At 61.3% G+C, this 22,665-nt stretch carries 17 protein-coding genes; 3 read left to right on the forward strand and 14 right to left on the reverse strand.

Annotation, left to right across the window (positions count from 1 at the left end; genetic code table 11):
- Positions 1-5: 5 nt before the first annotated feature.
- Positions 6-932: a LysR substrate-binding domain-containing protein gene (locus JWJ88_RS18770; protein ID WP_205295949.1), complete on the forward strand. Its 927-nt coding sequence runs from the start codon at positions 6-8 to the stop codon at positions 930-932.
- Between the two features lie 22 nt (positions 933-954).
- On the opposite strand, the gene JWJ88_RS18775 is transcribed toward JWJ88_RS18770, so the two are convergent.
- The 5 genes from JWJ88_RS18775 to JWJ88_RS18795 form a co-directional block, all read right to left on the reverse strand.
- Entirely contained in the window at positions 955-2,583 is a 1,629-nt protein-coding gene (locus JWJ88_RS18775; protein ID WP_205295950.1) for an ABC transporter ATP-binding protein, read from the reverse strand.
- A gap of 4 nt (positions 2,584-2,587) precedes the next feature.
- A complete protein-coding gene (locus JWJ88_RS18780; RefSeq protein WP_205295951.1) occupies positions 2,588-3,466 on the reverse strand; it encodes an ABC transporter permease in 879 nt (292 codons plus the stop codon).
- Positions 3,467-3,474: 8 nt separating this feature from the next.
- Positions 3,475-4,440 carry an ABC transporter permease gene (locus JWJ88_RS18785; RefSeq protein ID WP_205295952.1) on the reverse strand — a complete coding sequence of 322 codons (966 nt, stop codon included), beginning with the start codon at positions 4,438-4,440 and terminating at the stop codon, positions 3,475-3,477.
- Between the two features lie 73 nt (positions 4,441-4,513).
- Positions 4,514-6,118, reverse strand: a complete 1,605-nt coding sequence (locus tag JWJ88_RS18790) for an ABC transporter substrate-binding protein (protein ID WP_205295953.1) — start codon at positions 6,116-6,118, stop codon at positions 4,514-4,516.
- Between the two features lie 147 nt (positions 6,119-6,265).
- Positions 6,266-7,873, reverse strand: a complete 1,608-nt coding sequence (locus JWJ88_RS18795) for an ABC transporter substrate-binding protein (RefSeq protein ID WP_205295954.1) — start codon at positions 7,871-7,873, stop codon at positions 6,266-6,268.
- 198 nt (positions 7,874-8,071) lie between these two features.
- Between JWJ88_RS18795 and JWJ88_RS18800 the strand changes: the two genes are divergently transcribed.
- Complete coding sequence (locus tag JWJ88_RS18800) at positions 8,072-9,505, forward strand: amidase (protein WP_205295955.1); 1,434 nt, start codon at positions 8,072-8,074, stop codon at positions 9,503-9,505.
- A gap of 8 nt (positions 9,506-9,513) precedes the next feature.
- The gene (locus JWJ88_RS18805; RefSeq protein WP_205295956.1) at positions 9,514-10,572 is read left to right on the forward strand and encodes a histone deacetylase family protein; all 1,059 of its coding nucleotides are present in this window, start codon (positions 9,514-9,516) and stop codon (positions 10,570-10,572) included.
- A 16-nt stretch (positions 10,573-10,588) separates the two neighbouring features.
- Here JWJ88_RS18805 and JWJ88_RS18810 read toward each other — a convergent pair whose 3' ends face one another.
- The 9 genes from JWJ88_RS18810 to JWJ88_RS18850 all read right to left on the reverse strand — a co-directional run bounded on the left by JWJ88_RS18810 (position 10,589) and on the right by JWJ88_RS18850 (position 22,664).
- Complete coding sequence (locus JWJ88_RS18810) at positions 10,589-11,242, reverse strand: TetR family transcriptional regulator C-terminal domain-containing protein (RefSeq protein ID WP_205295957.1); 654 nt, start codon at positions 11,240-11,242, stop codon at positions 10,589-10,591.
- An 82-nt stretch (positions 11,243-11,324) separates the two neighbouring features.
- Positions 11,325-12,182 carry an amidohydrolase family protein gene (locus tag JWJ88_RS18815; protein WP_205295958.1) on the reverse strand — a complete coding sequence of 286 codons (858 nt, stop codon included), beginning with the start codon at positions 12,180-12,182 and terminating at the stop codon, positions 11,325-11,327.
- A 4-nt stretch (positions 12,183-12,186) separates the two neighbouring features.
- Positions 12,187-13,782, reverse strand: a complete 1,596-nt coding sequence (locus tag JWJ88_RS18820) for a phytoene desaturase family protein (RefSeq protein ID WP_205295959.1) — start codon at positions 13,780-13,782, stop codon at positions 12,187-12,189.
- Complete coding sequence (locus tag JWJ88_RS18825) at positions 13,779-15,437, reverse strand: class I adenylate-forming enzyme family protein (RefSeq protein ID WP_205295960.1); 1,659 nt, start codon at positions 15,435-15,437, stop codon at positions 13,779-13,781. The genes JWJ88_RS18820 and JWJ88_RS18825 overlap by 4 nt, the downstream gene beginning before the upstream one ends.
- A gap of 115 nt (positions 15,438-15,552) precedes the next feature.
- Entirely contained in the window at positions 15,553-17,040 is a 1,488-nt protein-coding gene (locus JWJ88_RS18830) for an aldehyde dehydrogenase (protein WP_205295961.1), read from the reverse strand.
- A gap of 39 nt (positions 17,041-17,079) precedes the next feature.
- Complete coding sequence (locus tag JWJ88_RS18835; protein WP_205295962.1) at positions 17,080-18,471, reverse strand: aminotransferase; 1,392 nt, start codon at positions 18,469-18,471, stop codon at positions 17,080-17,082.
- A gap of 320 nt (positions 18,472-18,791) precedes the next feature.
- Positions 18,792-20,468, reverse strand: coding sequence for a cis-3-hydroxy-L-proline dehydratase (gene lhpI, locus JWJ88_RS18840; RefSeq protein ID WP_205295963.1), 1,677 nt, complete (start codon positions 20,466-20,468; stop codon positions 18,792-18,794).
- A 49-nt stretch (positions 20,469-20,517) separates the two neighbouring features.
- Entirely contained in the window at positions 20,518-21,558 is a 1,041-nt protein-coding gene (locus tag JWJ88_RS18845; protein ID WP_205295964.1) for a proline racemase family protein, read from the reverse strand.
- Between the two features lie 101 nt (positions 21,559-21,659).
- Positions 21,660-22,664: a 4-hydroxyproline epimerase gene (locus JWJ88_RS18850; protein ID WP_205295965.1), complete on the reverse strand. Its 1,005-nt coding sequence runs from the start codon at positions 22,662-22,664 to the stop codon at positions 21,660-21,662.
- Between the last annotated feature and the right edge of the window lies 1 nt (position 22,665).

Consider the following 22,665-nt stretch of genomic DNA (forward strand, 5'->3'; position numbering starts at 1 on the left):
TTTTCATGTTCGAGGCGGCGGCGCGGCACTGCAATTTCACCCTTGCGGCCGGTGAGTTCAACGTGACGCAACCCGCAATCAGCCGTATGATCTCGCGGCTGGAGCAGCATCTGGGCACTAGCCTCTTTCTGCGCAAAGCGGGCGGGCTGGAACTGACCGAGGAAGGTCTGTTGCTATACCGCGCGGTTCGCGACGGTTTCGAGCGCATCGAGGAAACCGTCTGCGAGATCCAGAACCGCCAGCAAAACCCCGAAGTCGTGACGGTTTCCGTCACCTCGGCCTTCGCGATTCACTGGCTCATGCCGCGCTTCGACCGTTTCCGCCGCGAGGTGCCCGGCGTCACGATCCGGCTGGACCTGATCCATGGCGAACCTTTAGGCCGCCTTGGCGCCGCAGATATCGGCCTGCGCTACGGTATGCCCGAGGGCGAAGAAACCGAGGTCTGGCCGCTGGTCGAAGAGGTGGTGATCCCGGTTTGCAGCCCTGCCTATCGCCGGGACCATGGCGCGATCGACGGGCGGGGCGGGTTGAAAGGTCAGGTGCTGGCCAGCCTGACCGGCAAGATGCGGGTACCATGGTCCCGCTATCTGCAGGCAATCGGCACCGGACCGATGCATGAGGCGACCGAGCTAAGCTTTTCGGATTATGCCCTGATCATTCAGGGGGCGATCAAGGGACAGGCCGTGGCTCTTGGCTGGTGGCATGTCGTAGCCGGAGAAATCCTCAGCGGTGGGCTGGTTCCCGCGGGCCGGAGCCTGCTGCAGACCGGCACCCTTTATCACCTTGTCGCCCGCCGTTCGGCGATGGGCCGCCCTGCGGTGCAGAAGGTGCGCGACTGGTTTCAGGACGAATTCGCAGCACTGGAAAGCCGGCGCAACGAACTGGGGCTGATCCCGGTTCGCAGCGCCGTCCAGATCCCGCCGGTGGAATAACCCTCGCCGGACAGCCCCCTGCCTATGCGGCACGGCCGGCAATGATCCGGTCAAGCCAACCCACCGCCATGTCCGGCACCGAGGCCAGAAGCGTGCTGGTATAGGGCGCGTGCGGCGGCAAGAAGACCGCCTCTTTCTCGCCCTGTTCGACGATGGCACCGTATTGCATCACCACGACCCGGTCGGCGATGGCCCGCACCACCTCGATGTCATGGGTGATGAAAAGATATGACACCCCGAGCCGTGCCTGAAGCTTGATCAACATCCTGAGCACATCGGCCTGAACCACCTTGTCCAAAGCCGAGGTGATCTCGTCGCAGATAATCAGTTCAGGCCCCGCCGCCAGCGCACGCGCAATCGAGACGCGCTGCTTCTGGCCGCCGGAAAGCTGGTCCGGGGTACGGTCGGCATGGGCCTCGGACAATTCCACCATCTTCAGCAGCTCGACCATCCGCGCCTCGCGCGCGGAACCGCGCAGCCCGTGATAAAGCGTCAGCGGTCGCCCGACGATATTGCGAATGGTCTGGCGCGGGTTAAGCGAAGTATCGGCAGATTGATAGATGATCTGGATGCGGCGCAGCACCTCTAGCGGGCGCTGACGCACCCTTTTGGGCAGAGGCTTGCCGTCAAAGACGATCCGGCCCTCCGCAGATTCCTTCAGCCCGGTGATCACCCGTCCCAACGTCGATTTCCCCGAACCGGATTCTCCGACCAGCGCCACCGTCTCACCACGGCCGATGCACAGGTCGATATTCTTCAGCACCACGAAATCGCCATAGCGAGCCGTCAGCCCCTCGACCGCCAACAGCGGCGACCCCTTGGCGTCATGCATCTCGGAAGGAATCGCGGGCATCTCATGCACCGCCCACAGGCTTTTCGTATAGGGATGCTGCGGGGCATCCATGATCTGCGTGATCGGGGCTTCTTCGACCACCTGGCCATAGCGCAGCACCGCGACGCGATGCGCGATCTGCGCCACCACAGCAAGATCATGGGTGATATAGATCGCGGCTACGCCGAATTCCTCGATCACCTTGCGGATCGAGATAAGCACCTCGACCTGCGTGGTCACATCAAGCGCCGTGGTGGGTTCGTCGAAAACGATCAGCGCAGGATTGCAGATCATCGCCATGGCGACCATCGCACGCTGCAACTGCCCCCCCGAAACCTGATGCGGATAACGACTGCCGAAGTTCTGCGGATCGGGAAGCTGGAGCGCGGTAAAAAGATCGACCGCACGCTTTTCGGCCTCATGGCGCGACATGCCGCCCCTATCGGTCGCAACCATGGTGATCTGATCCATCAGCCGATGCGCGGGGTTGAAGGCGGCCTGCGCGCTTTGCGCGATATAGGCGACTTTCGTGCCGCGCAACCGGCGGCGTTCTTCTTCGCGAAGCGTCAACAGTTCGGTCCCGGCCAGCCGCACTGAGCCGCCGATGGCGCGCGCTCCGGGCCGCAGATAGCCAAGCGCGGCAAGTCCGATGGTGGATTTTCCGGCGCCGGATTCACCGACAAGGCCCAGCACCTCGCCCGGCCGAATTGCAAAGCTGACGCCTTTCACGATCTCGGACCAGCGGTCGTTGGATTTCGCCTCGATCCGAAGATCGGTGATCTCGATCACGGGGCCGGTGGATCTATGTATCGTGCTCATGCCCTCAGACCTCTTCATTCAGGCCACTTGCGCGGCTCAGCAGCCAATCGACGACAAAGTTCACCGCGATGGCCAGCAAGGCGATGGCCGCCGCCGGGATCAGCGGAGTGATATCGCCCATGTTGATCAACGCAGCATTATCACGCACCATCGAGCCCCACTCCGCCGTGGGCGGTTGGATGCCCACGCCCAGGAATGAAAGAGCGGCGATGGACAGGAAGATAAAGCAAAAGCGCATCCCCAGCTCTGACAGGATCAACGGCAGGATATTGGGAAAGATTTCGTGGACCGAAATCCACAGCAGGCTTTCGCCCCGCGCCTTGGCACCCTCGACGAAATCAAGGCTGGCGACATTCAGGGCCGCAGCGCGCGAAATGCGAAAGAACCGGGTCGAGGTCAAAAGCGCGATGATCAGGATCAGGTTGGGGATCGAGGAGCCAAAGATCGACAGGATCATCAGGATGAAGATCAGATCGGGGATGGACATCAGCGCATCGACGAAACGAGAGATGATCTGATCGACGATTCCGCCCACCAAGGCCGAGAAAACCCCCAGCAGACATCCGATGACAAAAGAGATCGCCGTGGTGATCAGCGCGATCGAGATCGAATTGCGCGCGCCAAAGATCAGCCGCGACAGGAAGTCCCGACCAAGCTGGTCGGTGCCCAGCAAATGATCGGCGCTCCAGACATCGAAGGGCACCCGCGAAACCACCTCGACCTCGCCATAGGGCGCAAGCAAGGGCGCAAAAACCGCGACGAAGGCATAGATCGCCATGACGACCATGCCAAGTTTCGCCGTAAAGGGGGCCGAACGGATCAGTCGCAGGCTGCGGGTCACGCGGCCCGGTTTGACGTATGGAGTTTCGATGCTTTGTTCCATGGGGTCCCTCAGCGCGGATGCAGCAAACGCGGGTTGCTGATGATCGAGATGATGTCGGCGATAAGGTTGAAGCCGATATAGGCGGCGGCAAAGATCAGCGCGCAAGCTTGGATAACCGGCACGTCGCGGTTGCGCACCGCGTCGATCATCGCTTGACCGACGCCGGGATAGACGAAGACCACTTCGACCACGACCACCCCCGAGATCAGATAGGCAAGGTTCAGCGCCACGACGCTGGCGATCGGGCCGATGGCATTGGGCAGGGCGTGGCGCAGGACGACCCGGCCTTCGGGCTCACCCTTCAGCCGCGCCATTTCGACATAGGGGCTTGCCATGACCGACAGGATCGCCGCCCGGGTGTTGCGCACCATGTGGGCAAGGATCACCATCAGCAGCGTCAGGATCGGCAGCACCATGCGATAAAACTGCTCGCCCCAGTCCATGCTGTTGCGGATCCCGGCCATCGAGGGAAACCACTGCAGTTTCACCGCAAAGACCATCATCACGATATAAGCGACAAAGAATTCCGGCACCGAGATCGACGCCAGTGTCGATGTCGAAAGGAACCTGTCCAGAAAGCGACCGCGAAACCGCGCGCAAAGGACGCCCAGCGTGATCGCCAGCGGCACGGCAATCACCGCCGTGATCGCGGCAAGAGTGACGGTGTTGCGAAGCCGCGGCCCAAGCACATCCAGCACCGGACGCCCGGCGAACGACATGCCCAGATCGCCCGTGGCTGCCCCGCCAAGCCAGGACAGATAGCGCCAGAGCGCGGGCTGGTTCAGCCCCAGCTTGTCCTCCATCGCGGCAACCGCCTCGGGCGTGGCGTTCTGCCCCAGAATGGCAGAGGCATAGCTGCCCGGCAGAAGGCTGACCGAGAAAAAGATCACAAGGGAAACGATCAAAAGGCTCAGAAACCCCAAACCGATCCGACTGACCACCATGGACAATATCGGATGGGAAGATTTGTTCATGTTCTGATGTCTCCGGTAAGGCGGCTTTTTGCAAAGGTCTTCGCCGGCACGAACCGACGAGCACGTCGGGTATCTAAACGTCGGTGCGCCACCAGCGTTCGGCGCACCGGTGATTGTCGGCAGGCAGAATGCCGCCAGTTTCGCCATGGCCGATGTTTTGTGTCATCGCGAGCCGCCAACTGACAAAGGCCACGGTTATCACGCCGCCATCGTCATGCAGGATCTGCTGCATCTCGGCATACTCTGCAGCCCGTTTGACCTGATCGCTTTCTGCACGCGCCTGTTGATGAAGTTCATCGAACCGAGCGTTTTTGAAGCCCGTGTTGTTCCAGGGCGAATCCGACGTGTACGAGGTTGCAAACAACCAGTCGGGTGTCACCCGCCCATACCAATCCGAAGCGTTGAAGGGCTTTTTCAGCCATACGTTGTCCCAATAGCCGTCGTCCGCCTCTTGGATCACATTGATCACGATCCCCGCCTTGGCCGCATGTTCTCGAAACAGGACGGCAGCTTCGATGGCACCTGGAAAGGCCGAATCCGAAACCGACAGATCCACCTTCAATTCTTCCATCCCGGCTTCTTTCAAAAGCGCGCGCGCAGCCTCAGGATCATACACGTATTGCGGTGGCGTTTCCGCCCAAAGCGGCATGATCGGGGCAACGGGGTTGTCATTTCCCACCTCTCCCTCGCCCAGAAAAACCTTGGCGATAATGTCCTCGCGATCAATGGCCAGCTTCAGCGCATTGCGCACGGCGGGATTGTCAAAAGGCGCAACCGAGCAATTCATATCAAAAGTCAGGTGCCGCAGGCTGGGGGTGCGATGCACCTTCAGCGCAGGATTGCGTTCAATCAGGGTGACGTTACGGATATCCACATCCTCGATCACATCGACTTCGCCGGTCAGCAGCGCGTTCAGCCGTGCCGTGCTGTCGGCAATGTTGACGAATTCCACTGCATCAAAATGCGGCAGCCCCGGCTTGTGATAATCGGGATTGCGCACAAGGCGCACGGCGATACCGGGTTCAAAGCTTTCCAGACGGAAGGCGCCGGTCCCAACGCCGCTTTCCCAGTCGATGCCGCCACCTTCGCGCGCGGGAAAGATCGAAAGATGGTAATCCGACAGCAGATAGGGAAAATCGGCATTTCCTTGGGAAAGCGTGATGACAAGCCGATCCTCGCCGTCGGTTTCGATAACGCTGATCTGGCTGACGATGGCAAGCGCGCCAGAGGTGCTGTTTTCGCCCATGTGATGCAACAGGGACTGGCGCGCATCCTCGGCCGTGAAGGCGCGGCCATCGTGGAATTTGACCCCTGTGCGCAGGGTAAAGGTCCATCGTGTCGAATCCGCGTTGCCCTGCCAGCTTTCCGCAAGGTCCCCGGCAAGCGATCCATCGGGCAAAAGCTCGACAAGGTTATTACACAACGCGCCATTGAAGGCCGCGCCACACATCACAGTATTCCAGCTTCCCGGCTCCAGCGCGTCCTGCTGCGACCCGTCATTCATCCCATAGCGCAGAACGCCGCCCTTCTTCGCCGCCTCTTGGGCTCCTGCAAAGGCCGGCATGACCAACGACACGGCAATCATGGCGGTCCCACCAAGAAAGCCGCGACGGGACGGGGCCATGTTCCTCGGCGACGACAGGCCAGGCCCGCCAAGCAAACCTTTTGAATAGCGCATCGAGGTTCCTCCACCCTGTGTGAATCATCGTTGGTATGCCAATTGGGGTCCGGCCATATTCATATTGCGCTGGCCGGACGGGCCCAAGGCAGCCTTTCCCAGTGGGGGCCGCTTCTTTTGGGCTCCGTCCCCGAACCGCGCGGCGGATCAGTCCTTGAGCCACCAGCGTTCGCACATCCGCATGTTGTCGTTGGGCATCAGCCCGCCGACCTCACCGAAGCCGACGCGATTGGAAACCGCATTGCGCCAGCTTACGAAGGCCACCGTTACGATATTGCCATCGTCATGAATGATCTGCTGCATTTCCGCGTAATAGGCGGTCCGCTTCGCCTCATCCGTCTCGGCGCGGGCCAACGCATGCAACTCGTCAAAGCGGGCATTCGACCAGCCGGCATTCCATGGTGCGTTAGAGGTGTAGATCGTTGAGAACAGCCAGTCGACGGTGGCGCGGCCAAACCAGTCGATGCCGGCGAAAGGTTTTTTGAGCCAGACGTTCTCCCAATAGCCGTCCGCCGCCTCGCGGATGACGTTGATCGATATTCCCGCCTTCGCCGCATGTTCCTGATAAAGCGTGGCGGCCTCGATCGCGCCGGGAAAGGCGTTATCGGCCACTGACAGATCGACACTCAGCCGGTCCAGCCCCGCCTTTGCCAGATGTTCCTTTGCCTTTTCGATGCTGTAGTCCCGCTGCGGCATCTCATGGAAAAACTTCTGGATCTCGGCGACGGGATTGTCGTTGCCCTTGGTGCCCTCGCCCAGGAACACCTTGGCGATCACATCGTCCCGGTCCAAAGCGTATTTCAACGCCAGACGCACATCGGGATTGTCGAAGGGCGCGACCTTGGTATCCATGTCGAAGGAAAAGTGCCGCAGGCTTGGGGTTCGCTGAACCTGAAAGTCGGCGTTGCGCTCGATCAACGGCACGTTGCGGATATCGAGGTCCTGAATGAAATCGACCTCTCCGGTCAAAAGTGCGTTCAGCCGCGCAGTACTGTCTGGGATCGAAATGAACTCGACCTCATCCACATAGGGCTTGTTGTTCTTGTGATAGTTCGGGTTGCGCTTGAGCCGCGTCGCGATGCCCGGCTCAAAGCTTTCCAGCAAAAAGGCGCCGGTGCCCTTGCCCGCCTGAATATCGATCCCGCCGCCGTCCAGCGCCGGATAGATCGAAAGGTGATAGTCCGACACCAGATAGGGGAAATCGGCATTGCCTTCGGTCAGGGTAAAAACGACCGTATCGTCACCGTCGGTCTCGATAGAGGCGATCTGCTGCACGATCGCCCGCGCCCCCGAGGCCGAATCCGGGGCCATGTGATGCAGAAAGGACTGCCGCACGTCCTCGGAGGTCAGGCTTTTACCGTGATGGAAGGTGATGCCCGGACGCAGCTTGAAGTGCCAGACCTTCGCACCGTCAGAGGTTTCCCAGCTTTCAGCCAGATCACCCGCGACGGAACCGTCGGGCAGTATCTCGACAAGGTTGTTGTAGACGCCGCCGTTGAAGCTGGTGCCGGTCCAGCTTGTGCCCCAGGTGCCGGGATCGAGGTTGTCGTTCTGCGATGCGTTTTGCAGGCCTAGGCGCAGCAAGCCGCCCGATCTGGGCTCATCGGCCTGTGCGCGCGCACCGCCCGGCAGGCTGGCCAAAGCACCGGCTGCCAACAGGGCAGAGCTTCGCGCCAGAAATTCGCGGCGCGAGACCTGGCCCTTGCGCAGCCGGCCCGCCAGATCGTCCATCTGTCGATGTTGCGATTCGTTCATGTCTTTTCCCTGTCAGCCGTGGTTGTGGTTGATTCTCTGACCGCTTTCCGGCTGTCTTGCGCAGCTTTCAGAACGCGCCGTCATCTTGTGAAAACGACAATAACCCGAAACGGAAACCTGTCAACAAACTGATTGACCAATCAATCGAGCAATGCGCTTATTGGCAAAGTTCAGACCCCCGGAAAATGCTGTCGAACCATGACCGAAACCAGTCTTTGCTATCTCAGTGCCTCAGAACTTTTAAGGATGTATCGCGCGCGGAAAATCTCGCCGGTAGAGGTGGTTGACGCCCATCTTTCGCAGATTTCGAAAAGCGCCGATACGGTGAATGCCGTCTGTTTCACCTATGCGGAAGAAGCACGGCAAAAAGCGCAAGAATCCGAGGCGCGCTATATGTCCGATGCACGGAATACGGGCATGCTCGACGGGATTCCGACCGCGCTCAAGGACGAAAACATGATGGCGGGCAAGATCACGACCTATGGCTCGTTGCTTTATGCCGATCATGTCGCTGACAGCAGCGCGCCGGTGGTCACCCGGCTGCTTGATGCGGGCGCCATCGTCCATGCCCGCACCACCACGCCAGAATTCTCATGCGCACCGTTTTGCCATTCGCGGCAATGGGGCGTCACCCGCAATCCATGGAACCCGGAGTTCACGCCGGGCGGCTCTTCTGGCGGGTCTGGGGCGGCGCTGGCGGCGGGGCTGACGACGCTTGCCACAGGGTCGGATATCGGCGGCTCGATACGGATACCTGCTTCGGCCTCGGGGGTGGTCGGGTTCAAGCCGCCCTATGGCCGCGTACCCGCGACACCGCCATTCAATCTGGACCACTACAATCACCCCGGCCCGATGGCACGCACGGTCGAGGACTGTCTGCTGATGCAAAACGTGCTGGCAGGACCGCATCCACAGGATATCGCCTCGCTGAAACCCAAGCTGGAACTGGCGCTGGACCGGGGCGGCGTTAAGGGTTGGAGGATCGCATATTCGCTGGATTTCGGCTTTATGGAGGTCGATCCGGCGGTGCGCGCGAACACCCTTGCCGCATTGGATATTTTTCGTTCACTCGGCGCCAGGATAGTCGAAGTGGACTTGCCCTGGTCGTGGGAGGTTTATCACGCCGCGGCAATCCACCACAAAACCCTATTCGGGGCATGGCTCGCCGACTATCTTGATGAGCGGGAAAGCCAACTCACCAGCTACGCCGCTGACTTCGCGCGTGCCTCGCTTGGGGTGACGACACGCGATTATCTTGCCAGCCTCGAGGTGGAGGGCCGGATCTGGTCGCATTTCGGCCCGATGATGGAGGGGTTCGATCTTTTCATCTGTCCCACCCTTGCCATTCCGGCGGTGTCGGCCGAGTTCGACATGGCCGGTCCGCTGCAGATCAACGGACGCGACATCGACCCTTATCTTGGCTGGACCATGGCATGGCCCTTCAACATGCTCAGCCGCTGCCCGGTGCTTGCCGTGCCTTCAGGCCACGCCCCCAACGGCGTGCCGACCGGTATCCAGTTGGTCGGGCGCAGCTATGAGGACCAGACGGTCTTCAGCGCCGGCCTTGCATATGAAACCGCGGTCGGCGGCTGGTATGCCACAGCCCAGACACGCCCCGCCCTTCCGTTCTGAGGCATGACATGAAGACGATATTCTCTGAACTCCACAGCCTGCAAAGTGTCGAAACCGAGTTCTATCGCGGCAAATGGGTCGATGCCTTCGAGATCCCACGTCGCGCCGAACTGGTGCTGGCACAGATTGAACGTGCGGGACTGGGTCCCGTCGTTGCGCCCGACAGCTTTGATCTGGCGCCGGTGCTGGCGGTGCATGACCGCGATTTCGTGCGCTTTCTGGAAACCGCATGGCAGGCATGGAGTGCCGAGGTTGGTCCGATCCCCGCCTACCCGAATATCTGGCCGCCTCGCCGGTCACGCATGATCCCGACCCGGCGACCCGGTGCCGAACTGGGCCGCTACGCCGTGGACATGAGCAGCCCGGTGCTGGAGGGAACCTGGGCCGCCGCGCGGGCCGCTGTGGATTGCGCATTGACGGGCGCGCGCCTGATCGATGCCGGGGAGGGTGCGGCCTTTGCACTCTGCCGGCCGCCGGGACACCATGCGGGGCGGGATTACTTCGGCGGCTATTGCTTTCTCAACAATGCCGCCATCGCCGCGCAGTATTTCCGTGACAGCGGTGCGCGACGGGTGGCAGTGCTGGACATCGACTACCACCATGGCAACGGCACCCAGGACATTTTCTATGACCGGGCAGACGTGCTTACGGTTTCGATCCATGGCGATCCGGTTCAGGAATATCCCTATTACATCGGTTTCGCCGATGAGACGGGCGAAGGTGCGGGCGCGGGCTGCAACCTGAACCTGCCGCTGCCTTGGGGAGCGGATTTCACCGCATGGTCGGCAGAGCTCGGCAAGGGGCTGGAGCGTATCGCCGCCTTTGCCCCGGACAGGCTGGTGGTTTCGCTTGGCGTCGATACGTTTGAAGAGGACCCCATCTCGCATTTCCGGTTGAGAAGCGCGGATTACCCGCAAATCGGTCGACGGATCGGAGAACTGGGCCTGCCCACGCTTTTCGTCATGGAAGGCGGTTATGCCATCGAGGCAATCGGCGTGAACGCCGTAGCCGTCCTTTCGGGCTTTGAATCGGCTGGGGCAGGACTGCCCCGACATCTCAACCGCTGAGGCGGTGTTTACGGGATCAGAAATCCTGGGGAAAAAGCATCCGCATATAGGCCATGCAGGCATCGTGGCCGCGCTTCTGCCCCTCGGCCATGGTGATGGGCAGAAGCAGGTTTTCGACCCACAGGCCCGAGATCATCGCGTTCAGCGTCAGCGCCGCCTGTCCTGCGTCGATGTGGATGCCGCGCTGTTGTGCCAGTTCGGCAATATCCTGTGCGACCGCATCGTTGTAATGAATGCGCAATTCGGCGCAGCGTTTGCGAAAATTGGGCACCCGCGCCGCCTCGGCCCAGAAGGCCAGCCAAAGCGCGATGGAATCCTGTCCCGCGGCCTTGCGGCTGAAATCGGTGTCGATCATGTGGCGGATGCGTTCGGCCGGGCCGCGTTCAGACGCGTTCAACCGCGCAAGATAGGCTTCATATTCGGCCGCCGTATGGTCAAGGGCGGCAAAGATGATTCCCTCTTTCGACTGGAAATGAAATGCCACCACGCCATAGGAACATTTCGCCTCGGCGGCGATCGAGTTGATGGTAACGCCGGTCAGTCCACGTTTCGAAATCACCTTCACCGCCGCTTTCAAAAGCGAGCGGCGGCGGTCGACTACCTGATCATCCCGGCTTTTCTGGGCGGTCCCGGTGGCGTTGCGCCGTGATCTTGGTTTCGGCTCGGTCATTGGAATATCAGTCTTTTCGCGGCGGTTTTGGCGAATACGGCATATCGTCCCCGCAATAGGTGCTGTGAAAGCAAAGTCAAGTTCAGGCTGGCGGCAGTCCGAGTAACCGTGCGGCATTATCGTGCAGCCACAGCCGCCGCGTCTCATCATCCAACCCCAGCGCATCAAGCTCATCCAGCGCGGTTTCGACCGGCATCATCGGGAAGGCCGAGCCGAAAATCATCTTTCGTTTCAGGATGGTCCGGCCGTATTGCAGCAGCGGCTCATAGCCGGAATGCGCCTTGGCCAGCAGCTTGGGCCGCACGGCCAGAACGCCGATATAAAGGTTCGGATGGCGCCAGGCCACGCCGATCAGTTCTTGCACCCAGGGCCAGCCGGGCGGCGAGGCCACTGCGCGAAGATCGGGATAGCGCACCATGACATTGTCGATATATTCGGGCCGCCCCACCGACATCGGCGTATGGGTCGAAAAGTTGATCCCGCAATGGATATTCACCGGCACATCAAGCTCGATGGCCTTTTCGTAAAGCGGGAACAACCGCTCGTCGTCGGGCCGCATTTTCAGTTCGAAACATTGCAGGTTCAGCCCGCGCAGCCCAAGGTTTCGGACGGCATGGTCAAACTGCTCGACCGCATCCGCCTGCCAGGGATCCACCCCGGCAAAGCCGATATAACGTGGACCGTGGGTACGAATGAAATCCGACACCGCCTTATTCGGAATACGGAAGCCGAAAGTGGTGGTCAGATCCCTGGCCTTCAGCACGACATGACGCGCATCCAGCGTCTCATAGGTGCGAAGCCAGCCCTCCAGCCCCTGTGCCGCGTCGGACTGGGCCGAACGGCTTTCACTGGCTTGATAGACCCGGCGATAGTTCTGCAAATGCGGCGCGGCGGGCGAGAAATCCGGGTGCGGCGGGCGGCTGGAGAAATCGATCAGCATCAGTTCAGTTCCATTTCCTGCGGTCTTCAAGGATGACCTTCGCGGCATTGTGGCCCGGAACGCCTGTCACGCCCCCTCCCGGATGGACCGAGGCCGAGGCCTGATAAAGCCCATCGACCGGACTGCGATAATCGGCGTAATTCGGCGAATGGCGGCGGAAAAACATCTGGTCGGCGCTGATCTCACCATGATGGACATGGCCGTTCGGCAGGTCAAATATCCGCTCCAGATCCAGCGGGGTCAGGGTTTGCCGGTGCAGGATCTTGCTTTCGATATTCGGGAACTGGGTTTTCAACACCTTCAGCACCCGTTCCCAAAGCTCTTCGCGCCGCTCGTCCCATGTCCCGCGCGCAAGGGTATAGGGTGCATGGCCACCAAAGATATTCATGATGTGATGGCCGGCAGGCGCCAAGGTCGGATCGACCAGCGAGGGAACCTTGACGATCAGAAAGGGCTCGTCGGACATGTCGCCTGTCTGCGCCTGATGCCATGCCCGCTCCATATAGCCCACCGAGGGCGCGATGGTCATCTGCGGCACAATTCCCCCGTCCGGGTTGCTCCGGCCAAAAACCGGTGCGTCGGGCAATGAGGACAGGGCCAGATTTACCCGAAACACCGTGCTTTCACAGCGGATGTTGCGGATGTCGCGGTTGAACTCTTCCGGCAGGCTGTCGGGGTCAAGAAGCTTGGTGAAGATGGTCCGTGCCGTGGCATTGCCGATGACGATCTTCGAGCGGATCTCTTCGCCCCCCTCAAGCCGCACCCCTGCTGCGCGGCCGTTTTCGACGATGATCCGCGCGACGGGGCAAGAGGTGCGGACCTGCATCCCATAAGCCTCGCCCGAGCGGCGGATCGCCTCGGAAATCGCCCCCATGCCGCCTTTCATGAAGCCCCCCGGCCCCGCCGCCGTCGTGGCGTCGCGCACGATGCTGCGCACCAGCATATAGGCGGAACCCGGGGTTTTCAGGCTGGAGTTGGCCCCGCCGCCGCCGGCAAAAAAACCCAAAACCAGCTTCATGTCCTCGGACGAGAACCAGCGCGAAAGATAATCATAGGCGCTCATCGTCAGCAGGTTGTAGATGTCGTAGAACTGCGGGCCGATCTTGCGGAAACGCCACACGAACCCGGCAAGCCGTTTCAGATCGCCAAGCTTTCCGCTGGCGGGATTGACCGGAATTTCCCATAAAAGCTGTTTCATATGCGGCGCGATCTTCAGCATATGCGCGCGGTATTTGGCATAGGCTTCGCCGTCGACATTCGAAAACTTCGCGATTTCGGCGGCGAACAGATCGGGGTCGTCCCACATGGTAAAGGTGCGCCCGCCCTCAAGCGCAAAGACGGTTGGCGCGGCCGGCAGGACTTCAAAACCGTATTTCTGCAATTCCAGGTCAAGGATGACCTTGGGCTGCAAGAGCCCCTGATAATAAGAGGCGATGGAGCTGCGATAGCCCGGCGCGATTTCACCGGTGACTGCGGCGCCGCCGACGATCTCGCGGCGCTCGACAACCAGAACCTTGACCCCGGCACGGGCAAGATAGGCCCCGCAGGTCAGCCCGTTATGGCCCCCGCCGACGATGATGGCGTCATATTGCGGTTTCATGCCGGAGTTCCCCCGATCCAGCTTGCAGTGCTGCGGTCCCAGGACCCTGCGCGCAGATTGTTGACGCCTGCTGTGATCCTCGGCTTGGCGATTTTGAGCGAGGCGGTGCGGGGAAAGTCGTCGACAAAGGTATAAAAGCGCGGCACCTTGAATGGCGCAAGACCGGCCTGCGCGGTGGCAATGATACCATCCAGCGTCTGCCTGTCGGCCAGTGCCCCCTCTTTCAGGCGCAGATACGCCTTGACCTCTTCGCCGCGCAAGGGATCGGGCACACCGACCACGGCAACCTCTGCGACGCCCGGTGCGGCAGCCAGCACCGTCTCGACCTCTCGCGCCGCGATATTTTCCGCCGAGCGGCGGATCATGTCCTTTTTGCGGCCGACGATATAAAAGAACCCATCATCGTCCTGCCGGAACAAGTCGCCGGTCGAGAACCAGCCGTCCTGCAATACCTCGGCCGTGGCCTGAGGATTGTTGTAATAGCCCAGCATGATGCCCGGTCCGCGAATTTGCAGCTCGCCTATCTTGCCTTGGGGAACCGGCTGGCCTGCCTCATCCACGATGCGGCATTCGCGAAACGGGCATGGCACGCCGCAAGAGCCGGAACCGACCTTGTCGGCGTGTTCGATGGGGGCGAACATTGCGGGCCCGATTTCGGTCATCCCGAAAGCCTCGCGTGCGTTCAGATCGAACCGCGCCTCGATGCCTTGGTGCAGATCGCGCGGACACCCATAGATATTGGCACGGATCACCCGATTATCGGCATCATGCGATTGCGGAGCCATGCCATGCAGCACCCAAGGCAGCAGGCAGAACTCGATCCGATGCTCTTTCAGCCATCCGGTAAAGCGGCTGGTCGATTGCTTGGCCGCCACGAAAAGCGTGCCGCGCTGATAGAGGGTCATCAGCAGCAGCCATTGCGGGTCCATGTAAAAGAAGGGCGTCGAGGCAAGGATGCGGCGATAGACCCGGCCGTCGCGAAAAGCGTTCACCTTGCCGGCCGAGATCCAGTATCGCTGGCTGAGCATGCAGCCTTTCGGAAAGCCGCTGGTGCCCGATGTGAACTGGATGTTGAGAAGATCGTCATGGCCGACGGGTGCGGGCGGCGTGAAACTGTCGGCAGGTTGGGCGGCCAGCGCCTGCCAGTCATGCGCCTGCCCTTCAGCCCTACCCCCGACGACGATCAACCGGCGCGACGGCAGGGAGATCAGTCCCTGCGCATTGGCCTCGTCCAAGGCGGCGCGGGTATCGGCATGGGTCACCACCCATTCTGCCTGTGCTACGTTCATAACATGGGCAATCTCGCGCGATGTATAGCCGGGATTGATCGGCACCATCACAGCGCCGATCCGGCCAAGCGCAAGCCAGGTCAGCGGAAAGGCGGCGATGTTGGGCAGCATCACACCGACATGGGTGCCTTTCGTGATGCCAAGCGCGACCAGCCGCACCGCCAACCCGTTCACCATCCGCCGCATTTGCGCATAGGTGATGGTTTCGCCGCTTTCGAAGAAATTCCACAGCAGCCGCTCTCCCGCATCATCTGCGGCCGCATCTATCAGCGCCCCGATGTTCGGTGGCAGCGGCTCGGCCTCGATGGCAAGGCGGCGCTTCTCATAGGGGACCACGGGTTGGGCTAGGACTTCGTCCTTCCACATGACAATGCTCTCCGATCTGCGCGGATCATAGTGGCGGAAAGACCGGATGCGAAAGGACGCATCCGGCAGGAAAGCGCATCACCCCGAAACCGCGGACAATGCACTGGGCCCCATGTCAATGGGCGAACCAGACCGCCTTGAGGTCGGTATATTTGTCCATGGCATGAAGCGACTTGTCGCGGCCAAAGCCGGATTGTTTGAAGCCCCCGAAAGGAACGGCCAGCGAACCGCGGTCGAAGCAGTTGACCCACACCACACCGGCCCTGATTGCCTTGGCCGCGCGATGGGCGTTCTTCACCGAGCCGGTCCAGACCGCCCCGGCAAGGCCGTAGATCGTGTCATTGGCGACCTCCATCGCCTCATCGAAGCCATTGACGGTGATCGCCGACAATACTGGGCCGAAGATCTCCTCTTGGGCGATCTTCATATCGTTGCGCACACCGTCAAAGACCGTCGGCTCGATGAAGAACCCGCCGGTTTCGGTCCGCACACGGTTGCCGCCGATCATCGCATTGGCACCGTCCGCGCGCCCCGCGTCGATATAGCCAAGCACCCGGTCCATCTGCTCTTCGCTTACCAGCGAACCCATGCGAGTGGCGGGGTCGAGCGGGTCGCCGGGTGCATAGGCTTTTGCATGGGCCGCGATTTTTTCCAGCAAAGCATCGCGCACCTTCCGGTCAACGATCAGCCGCGAGCCGGCATTGCAAACCTGGCCGGTATTCGCAAAGATCCCAGCGGCAATACCCGCCGCGGCCGCGTCCAGATCGTCGCAATCCGCCAGCACCACCTGTGGCGACTTGCCCCCCAGTTCCAGACCGATCCGCTTGATGTTGGACTGGCCAGAGTATTGCATGAAATACTTGCCGACCTCGGTCGAGCCGGTGAAGCCCACGCAATCGACATCCATATGCAGGCCCAGCGCCTTGCCCGTGATATGACCCAAACCCGGGACCACGTTCAGAACACCCGGCGGGATCCCTGCCTCAATGGCCAGCTCGCCTAATTTCAGCGCCGTAAAGGGCGATTGTTCGGCCGGCTTCAGGATCACCGAGTTGCCGGTCGCCAGCGCCGGCCCCAGCTTCCAGGCCGCCATCGACATCGGATAGTTCCAAGGCACGACGGCGGCGACGACACCCACCGGCTCTCGCACGACAAGGGTGGTCATGTCATGGGCGGTGGCCGCGACCTCGCCATAGACTTTGTCGATGGCCTCGGCATACCACGCGATACAGCCCGCCGCGCTGACCACATCGCCGTTATAGGCATTGGCGATCGGCTTCCCGACATTGAGCGTTTCCAGCAAGGCCAGCTCTTCACGGTTGGCAAGGATCAGTTCGGAAAAGCGCAGAAGAATGCGACGGCGGTCGGCCGGGGCCATGCGCGACCAGACGCCCGAGTCAAAGGCCCGACGCGCCGAACGCACCGCCGTATCGACGTCACCTTCATTGCACGAGGCGATCTGGGCCAGCACCCTTCCGTCGCCGGGATAGACGCAGGCGAAAGTCTCGCCCGAAAGGCTGTCGACATATTTTCCGTCGATAAACGGACGGTCGGGAAGCTTCACGGCTTTGGCGCGGGTGTGCCAGTCGATGTTCTGGAGCATGTCATTCCTGTCGGATTGGAGGTTTCGTTGCGGGCCGCGTCAAACGTCGACCTGCTCTTTCATTTGCAACCCGTGCGCGGCGCCCACTTCGGAAATCGCCTGACGCATGATCGCGATCATGTCGTCAATCTGCGCACGGGTAATGATCAGCGGCGGCGAAATCACACAAAGATCGCCAAGCGGCCGCACGATCAGGCCCAACTCAAAGCAGCGTTCGTCGATCTTGCGAGTAAACGCCTTGTCATCGTCGTTGCCATCCGGGCGCGTCGGGTCCAGCATGCATTGCACGCAGCCCACCAGCCCTACGGCGCGGGTTTCAGCCACACCCGGCAGATCGGTAAGCGAGGCCAAAGCGGCGGCGAAATAGTCCGCCATCTCACGGGCGTGATCGACGATGCCGTCGCGTTCCATCAGTTCGATATTGGCCAGAGCCGCCGCGCAGGCGACCGGCTGGTTGGAATAGGTATAGCCGTTGGTGAACCAGCTTCCCTTCGCGTTCTCGCCCGAAATACGCGCCAGAACTTTTTCCGAAATCGCCAACCCGCCCAGCGGCACATAGCCCGAGGTGACTCCCTTGGCGAAGGTGATGATATCCGGAACGATCCCAAAGACCTTCTCTGATGCGAACCATTCGCCGCAGCGGCCAAATCCCGTCACCACCTCGTCCGAGATATACAGGATGTCGTGCCGTTCGCAGATCGCCTTGAAGCGGGCGTGATATCCCTTAGGCGGAATGATCACCCCACCCGATGCAAGGATCGGCTCGGCAAGGAAGGCCGCTATCGTATCTGCGCCGAGCGCCTCGATCTGATCCTCGAATTCCTTGACCAGATCGTCCAGAAACTGCTCGGCGCTGCGGTTGCCAGCATGGCGCAGATTGGGACTGGACAGAAACGAGATCCGGTCCTGATGAATGTCGAAATTCGGCCAGTTGCCGGTACGCCCCGTGCAGGCCGCCGTCAGCGCGGTGGAGCCGTGATAACCGTCATAGCGCACGATGATGCGCTTTTTCTGCGGCCGCCCCAGGACATTGTTGAAAAATTCGCTGAAACGCAAAGCACTGTCCACGGCAGTCGAACCGCCGGTGGTGAAAAAGATCCGATTCAGATCGCCGGGCGTCAAAGAAGCAATCTTCCGGGCCAGCTTTGCCGCCGGACTCGTCGCCATGTACCAGGGCGAGGCATAGGGCAGCACCATGGCCTGATGTGCGATGGCATCGACGATCTCTTTGCGGCCATAGCCGACCTGAGCGCACCACATGCCAGCCGGGCCGTCGATCAGGCGGCGACCACCTTCCGCAAATACATAGATCCCTTCGGCATGGGTCAGGACAGGCTGCGTGGCCTTGCCAAGCTTTGCCATCTCTTGCGCCGGCAAAAGGATATGTTCGCGCACCGCCGCTTCGACATCCCCGGTTCGATTCTCTGCCACCGCATTCCCCCTTATTTCTCAGGCCAGTAAGGCCCTACCCGACCGATCCGGCCGCGCCTCTGCGCACAAGTAGCCGTCAAACAAGGGTGAAAGTCAATATTTCTGATTGATCGGGCAATCAGAAATATTGCGGCCGGAGAGGTTCTGGCATGTTGCTTCGTCCCGGTCGCAAACGGTGTCATGGAAACATCATGCCGCGTGCATGGATCAGCCTGAGCAACAAGTCAGAGGGCACGCAGACATGCATTCGCGCCGCCCCGAAAACTATCGAGGCAACGAGGAACTGCTGGGTTCCCGAAGAGCGTGTCCTGTTTACCCGTTCACCGCAGCCATTCCGGCAGCGTCTTGGGCGCAGTGCCGGTAAGAGCCACCTGAATGCATTGCGCAAGACTGCCGAACCTGAGCGCGCGGCCCGAAAGCCCCGGTCCGTAATGGGCATACTTCCCGGAATTGGTCATCACGCAACGCGTCCGGACCGGAAATACGGGTTCGGAAATCGAGCACCAGCAAAGATCGGGAATAACCGTCACCCCGCTTGCTTCCAGCTTGGCCAGCGTTCCTTCGGCGCTGGCCTGCGCGATCGTGCCACGCCCGGTGGTCAGGATGGTCGGAATGACCACCTGCCTCCCCTCCAGCCGATCCGCCAGTTCGCGGCATTCGCTTAGCGAGGCATGAGGACTGCCAAGCGCCACCAGTTCGACCTCTTCGGGACCTTCGTTCAGCATTCTCCAGCCGTCCTCCATCTCGGCGCGGCTGATCCGGCAGTGGTCGGCATCCTCGGCGATCTGATCCGCTTCGGGGGTGACGCCCTCGACATGCAGCATCGGCGCGGCCGAGGTGGTGCCAAAGGCCGCGCAAAGCGCCTTGAGCGCATCCGGGTCCGGCCGCGCCGCCGACAGCCCGCGCAGCAAGGGAACGCGATCCGGGGACGACTTTCCCGCCAGATAGCCCACCAGCGGCCAAAACGCGTCATCGACCGTATCGGGCAGCTCCACCTCAATGATGCGGCGCGCTTTGCGGTGCTGGTCCAGATACACCCCCGACAAGGGCGCGCGGGCCGTCAGCGCGATGCACAGGTCAAGGAAATCCGGGTGCTTGGCCGTGCGCGCGCCCAGCACGCTGTTGGCATAAATCACTGCGTTGGATTCCGCCCATGCCACCGCCTCTCCCAGACCGGGTGCACTGTCTAGAAGATAGGGGGAACAGGTAAAGGTCGGGCGGCATCCCATCGCGACATAGGCATCCGCCAGCCGCTGTGCCGGCCCGCCGAAAACCGGCGGAACCCCCTGCCGCCGCCAGTTGTCATGGTCGACCGAAATCGCGTTCATGGTCGTGGGAATCTTTACCTTGGCACCCATCTCGGCCATCCGCTCGGCAAAGGTCAGGTTGGCCGGGCTGGCGTAGATGCAGCCATCGATATGGGCCTGCGTCACATCAACCAGCCGTTCTGCGCCTTGCTGAGCGGCCATCGCACAGATAATGCGCATGGCTTGCGCACAGGCCACGCCGTCGCGACCATCCAGAATCGCCCGATCCTGTTTCGTAAGCTCCAAAGAGCTTGCGGCAGGCGCAGGAACCGCAATCGTAAGGTCCCCGGCAGCGATCAATCCCGCAGTGATCCGGCAGGATTTCCGCGCCGCCACAGCCTGAAAGGCATCCTCCGACAAGCGCAGCACCGGCAGGTTCTTTCCGAACATCTCGGCAGCGATCAGGGCACCCAGGGTCGCGACATCTTCGGGTTCAGAAAAGATCAGCGCCGCCGGACCCCGCCCAGACAGCATCAGGTCAAGAAGAACCCCCGATCCGGTGCATGACCCCCGCGTCGTGGGCATCATCAGCACGCATCCGGTAATCACGCGCCCGTGCAAGGGGTGGTGAACGTCGATGATCCCGCCGGTGGCGGGGTCGATCCCGCCCCAGAAGCTGAGGGCCTCGTCCGAAGAAATGATCGGGCCTTCTGCAGTGCCGGGCAGAATGCCAAGCGCGGTCATGGTCATTTACTTCGCCTCCAGCCCGTTCGGGTAATGGCCCCGATCCTGGGTGTCTTTATTGTTTCAGCGTCGGCGTGACACCCCAAGTATCCGACAGCATATAGCCACTTTGCCAAGGGTCCTCGGGATCAAGAAGGTAGCTGTGCTGCCCGGTAATCCACGCGCGTCCGGTAATCTGCGGGGTTATCGTGGTAACACCCTTTTGCTCGTTCACCTCCAGTATCTTGCCGACGAACTGCGAGCCGATAATGGATTCGTGAATAAGCACGTCCCCGACACCCATCAATCCGCGGGCCTGCAAGACCGCCATCCGCGCCGAAGTGCCGGTCCCGGTCGGCGACCGATCAGAGCGACCCGGAGCAACGATGCAGGTATTGCGGGTGACCTTGCCAGTGCCCGCAAACGGCATCGCAAATTGCACGATCGAGACGCCGCGCACGTTGGGAAATTCAGGATGCGCCACCTCGAACTGCTCGCGCGCGGCCTTGCGGATCTTTTCCCCCAGAACGGCAAGGTCGCGCGCCTCATCCGGGCGGATCTCGAAGCCAAGCGCCTTTGCATCGACAATCCCGAAGAACATGCCGCCATAGGCGATGTCCAGCGGTATGGTGCCATGACCCTCGACCTCCAAGGCGCCGTCAAGGAGGGCGGCAAAAGCCGGGGCGTTCCTGAACGTGACCGAGCGGCACTTGCCGTCCCGGCATTCCGCAGCGACCTCGATGACGCCCCCGGGCATGTCCAGTTTGAACCGCGTGACCGGCTCTTGCATGGGAACCATGCCGGTTTCCAGCAGAACCGTCGCCACGCAGATGGTGTTCGAGCCGGACATGGGCGGGTACTCGGTCGGCTCCATGATGATCGCGCCGGCCGCGCATCCCGGCGTGATCGCCGGAACGATCAGATTCACATGGCGCGCGACCGAGCCGCGCGGCTCGCAGATCAGCAACTGGCGGATATGATCGTGATCACGTTCCATCGTGATCATCCGCTCCATCATGGTTTTGCCGGCAGGCGGAAGAACACCGCCCACGATCACATCGCCGATTTCACCCTCGGCATGGCAGCCGACGACATTGATGGAAAGACGCGAGCGCATGGTTTGTCCTTTAGCAAAGCTGGTTCAGGCAGCAGACGGCGACGGATCGAAATCCGCCGCTATTACGCGGACCGGGGCTCAGGTCCGCCACGTTGGGTCCATCATTTTACCACGAAGCCATGTGCGAACGGATCGCGTTCGGCGTCGATATAGATCGTGTTCAGCCCCGTCTGGCGTGCCCATCCAGCGATCGAGGGAATGATCGCATCGCGCCCGGAAACGGTCGTGGCGGCCTCGACGCGACCCTTGAAGATGGAGCCGATGATGGATTCGTGCCAGAACTCATCACCCACCGACAGCTTGCCCTTGGCCGCAAGCTGCGCCATGCGCGCCGAGGTGCCGGTGCCGCAGGGGCTGCGGTCGATGGCCTTGTCGCCATAAAAGACCGCGTTGCGGGCATGCGCGCCCGGAACCGTCGGGGCGCCGGTCCACTGGATGTGGCTAAGGCCGTTGATCGCCGGATGCTCGGGGTGGACGAATTCATATTTCGCGTTCAGCGCCGCCCGCAGTTTGGGACTGAAGCCGATCAGTTCACCTGCGGTAAAATCGACCATGTCGCGGAAGTTCTTTTGCGGCTCGACGATGGCATAGAAATTGCCGCCATAGGCCACGTCCACGACGATCTCGCCCAGACCCTCGACCTCGGCGGTCAGGCCTTCGGAATGCAGGAAGCCGGGCACATTGGTCAGCCGGACCTCCTCGACATAGCGGCCTTCCTGGCGGTATTCGATATCGACCTTGCCAGCCGGGGTCTCGATGGACAGCCTGCCCGGCTGACGCGGGGTGATCAGGCCATTTTCGATCCCCATGGTGATCGTGCCGATGGTGCCGTGACCACACATCGGCAGGCAGCCCGAGGTTTCGATATACAGCACCGCCACATCGCAATCCGCCCGCGTCGGCGGATAGAGGATCGAGCCCGACATCATGTCGTGGCCGCGCGGCTCGAACATCAGACCGGTGCGGATCCAGTCGAACTCGCGCAGGAAATGTGCGCGTTTTTCCAACATGTCAGCGCCCTCCAGCCGCGGGGCGCCGCCCGCAACCAGACGGACGGGATTGCCGCAGGTATGGCCGTCGATGCAGGGAAAGATATATTGCGTCATG

It is taken from the genome of Paracoccus methylovorus (assembly GCF_016919705.1).
In the GTDB taxonomy this organism is placed as follows: domain Bacteria; phylum Pseudomonadota; class Alphaproteobacteria; order Rhodobacterales; family Rhodobacteraceae; genus Paracoccus; species Paracoccus methylovorus.

Excerpts from the sequence above, each read along its gene's own strand:
- JWJ88_RS18850 (WP_205295965.1), bottom strand. The coding sequence starts at position 22,664 with ATGACGCAATATATCTTTCCCTGCATCGACGGCCATACCTGCGGCAAT.
- JWJ88_RS18825 (WP_205295960.1), bottom strand. The coding sequence starts at position 15,437 with ATGTGGAAGGACGAAGTCCTAGCCCAACCCGTGGTCCCCTATGAGAAG.
- JWJ88_RS18785 (WP_205295952.1), bottom strand. The coding sequence starts at position 4,440 with ATGAACAAATCTTCCCATCCGATATTGTCCATGGTGGTCAGTCGGATC.
- JWJ88_RS18775 (WP_205295950.1), bottom strand. The coding sequence starts at position 2,583 with ATGAGCACGATACATAGATCCACCGGCCCCGTGATCGAGATCACCGAT.
- JWJ88_RS18805 (WP_205295956.1), top strand. The coding sequence starts at position 9,514 with ATGAAGACGATATTCTCTGAACTCCACAGCCTGCAAAGTGTCGAAACC.
- JWJ88_RS18770 (WP_205295949.1), top strand. The coding sequence starts at position 6 with ATGTTCGAGGCGGCGGCGCGGCACTGCAATTTCACCCTTGCGGCCGGT.
- JWJ88_RS18795 (WP_205295954.1), bottom strand. The coding sequence starts at position 7,873 with ATGAACGAATCGCAACATCGACAGATGGACGATCTGGCGGGCCGGCTG.
- JWJ88_RS18815 (WP_205295958.1), bottom strand. The coding sequence starts at position 12,182 with ATGCTGATCGATTTCTCCAGCCGCCCGCCGCACCCGGATTTCTCGCCC.
- JWJ88_RS18800 (WP_205295955.1), top strand. The coding sequence starts at position 8,072 with ATGACCGAAACCAGTCTTTGCTATCTCAGTGCCTCAGAACTTTTAAGG.
- JWJ88_RS18810 (WP_205295957.1), bottom strand. The coding sequence starts at position 11,242 with ATGACCGAGCCGAAACCAAGATCACGGCGCAACGCCACCGGGACCGCC.
- JWJ88_RS18830 (WP_205295961.1), bottom strand. The coding sequence starts at position 17,040 with ATGCTCCAGAACATCGACTGGCACACCCGCGCCAAAGCCGTGAAGCTT.
- lhpI (WP_205295963.1), bottom strand. The coding sequence starts at position 20,468 with ATGACCATGACCGCGCTTGGCATTCTGCCCGGCACTGCAGAAGGCCCG.
- JWJ88_RS18790 (WP_205295953.1), bottom strand. The coding sequence starts at position 6,118 with ATGCGCTATTCAAAAGGTTTGCTTGGCGGGCCTGGCCTGTCGTCGCCG.
- JWJ88_RS18845 (WP_205295964.1), bottom strand. The coding sequence starts at position 21,558 with ATGCGCTCGCGTCTTTCCATCAATGTCGTCGGCTGCCATGCCGAGGGT.
- JWJ88_RS18780 (WP_205295951.1), bottom strand. The coding sequence starts at position 3,466 with ATGGAACAAAGCATCGAAACTCCATACGTCAAACCGGGCCGCGTGACC.
- JWJ88_RS18820 (WP_205295959.1), bottom strand. The coding sequence starts at position 13,782 with ATGAAACCGCAATATGACGCCATCATCGTCGGCGGGGGCCATAACGGG.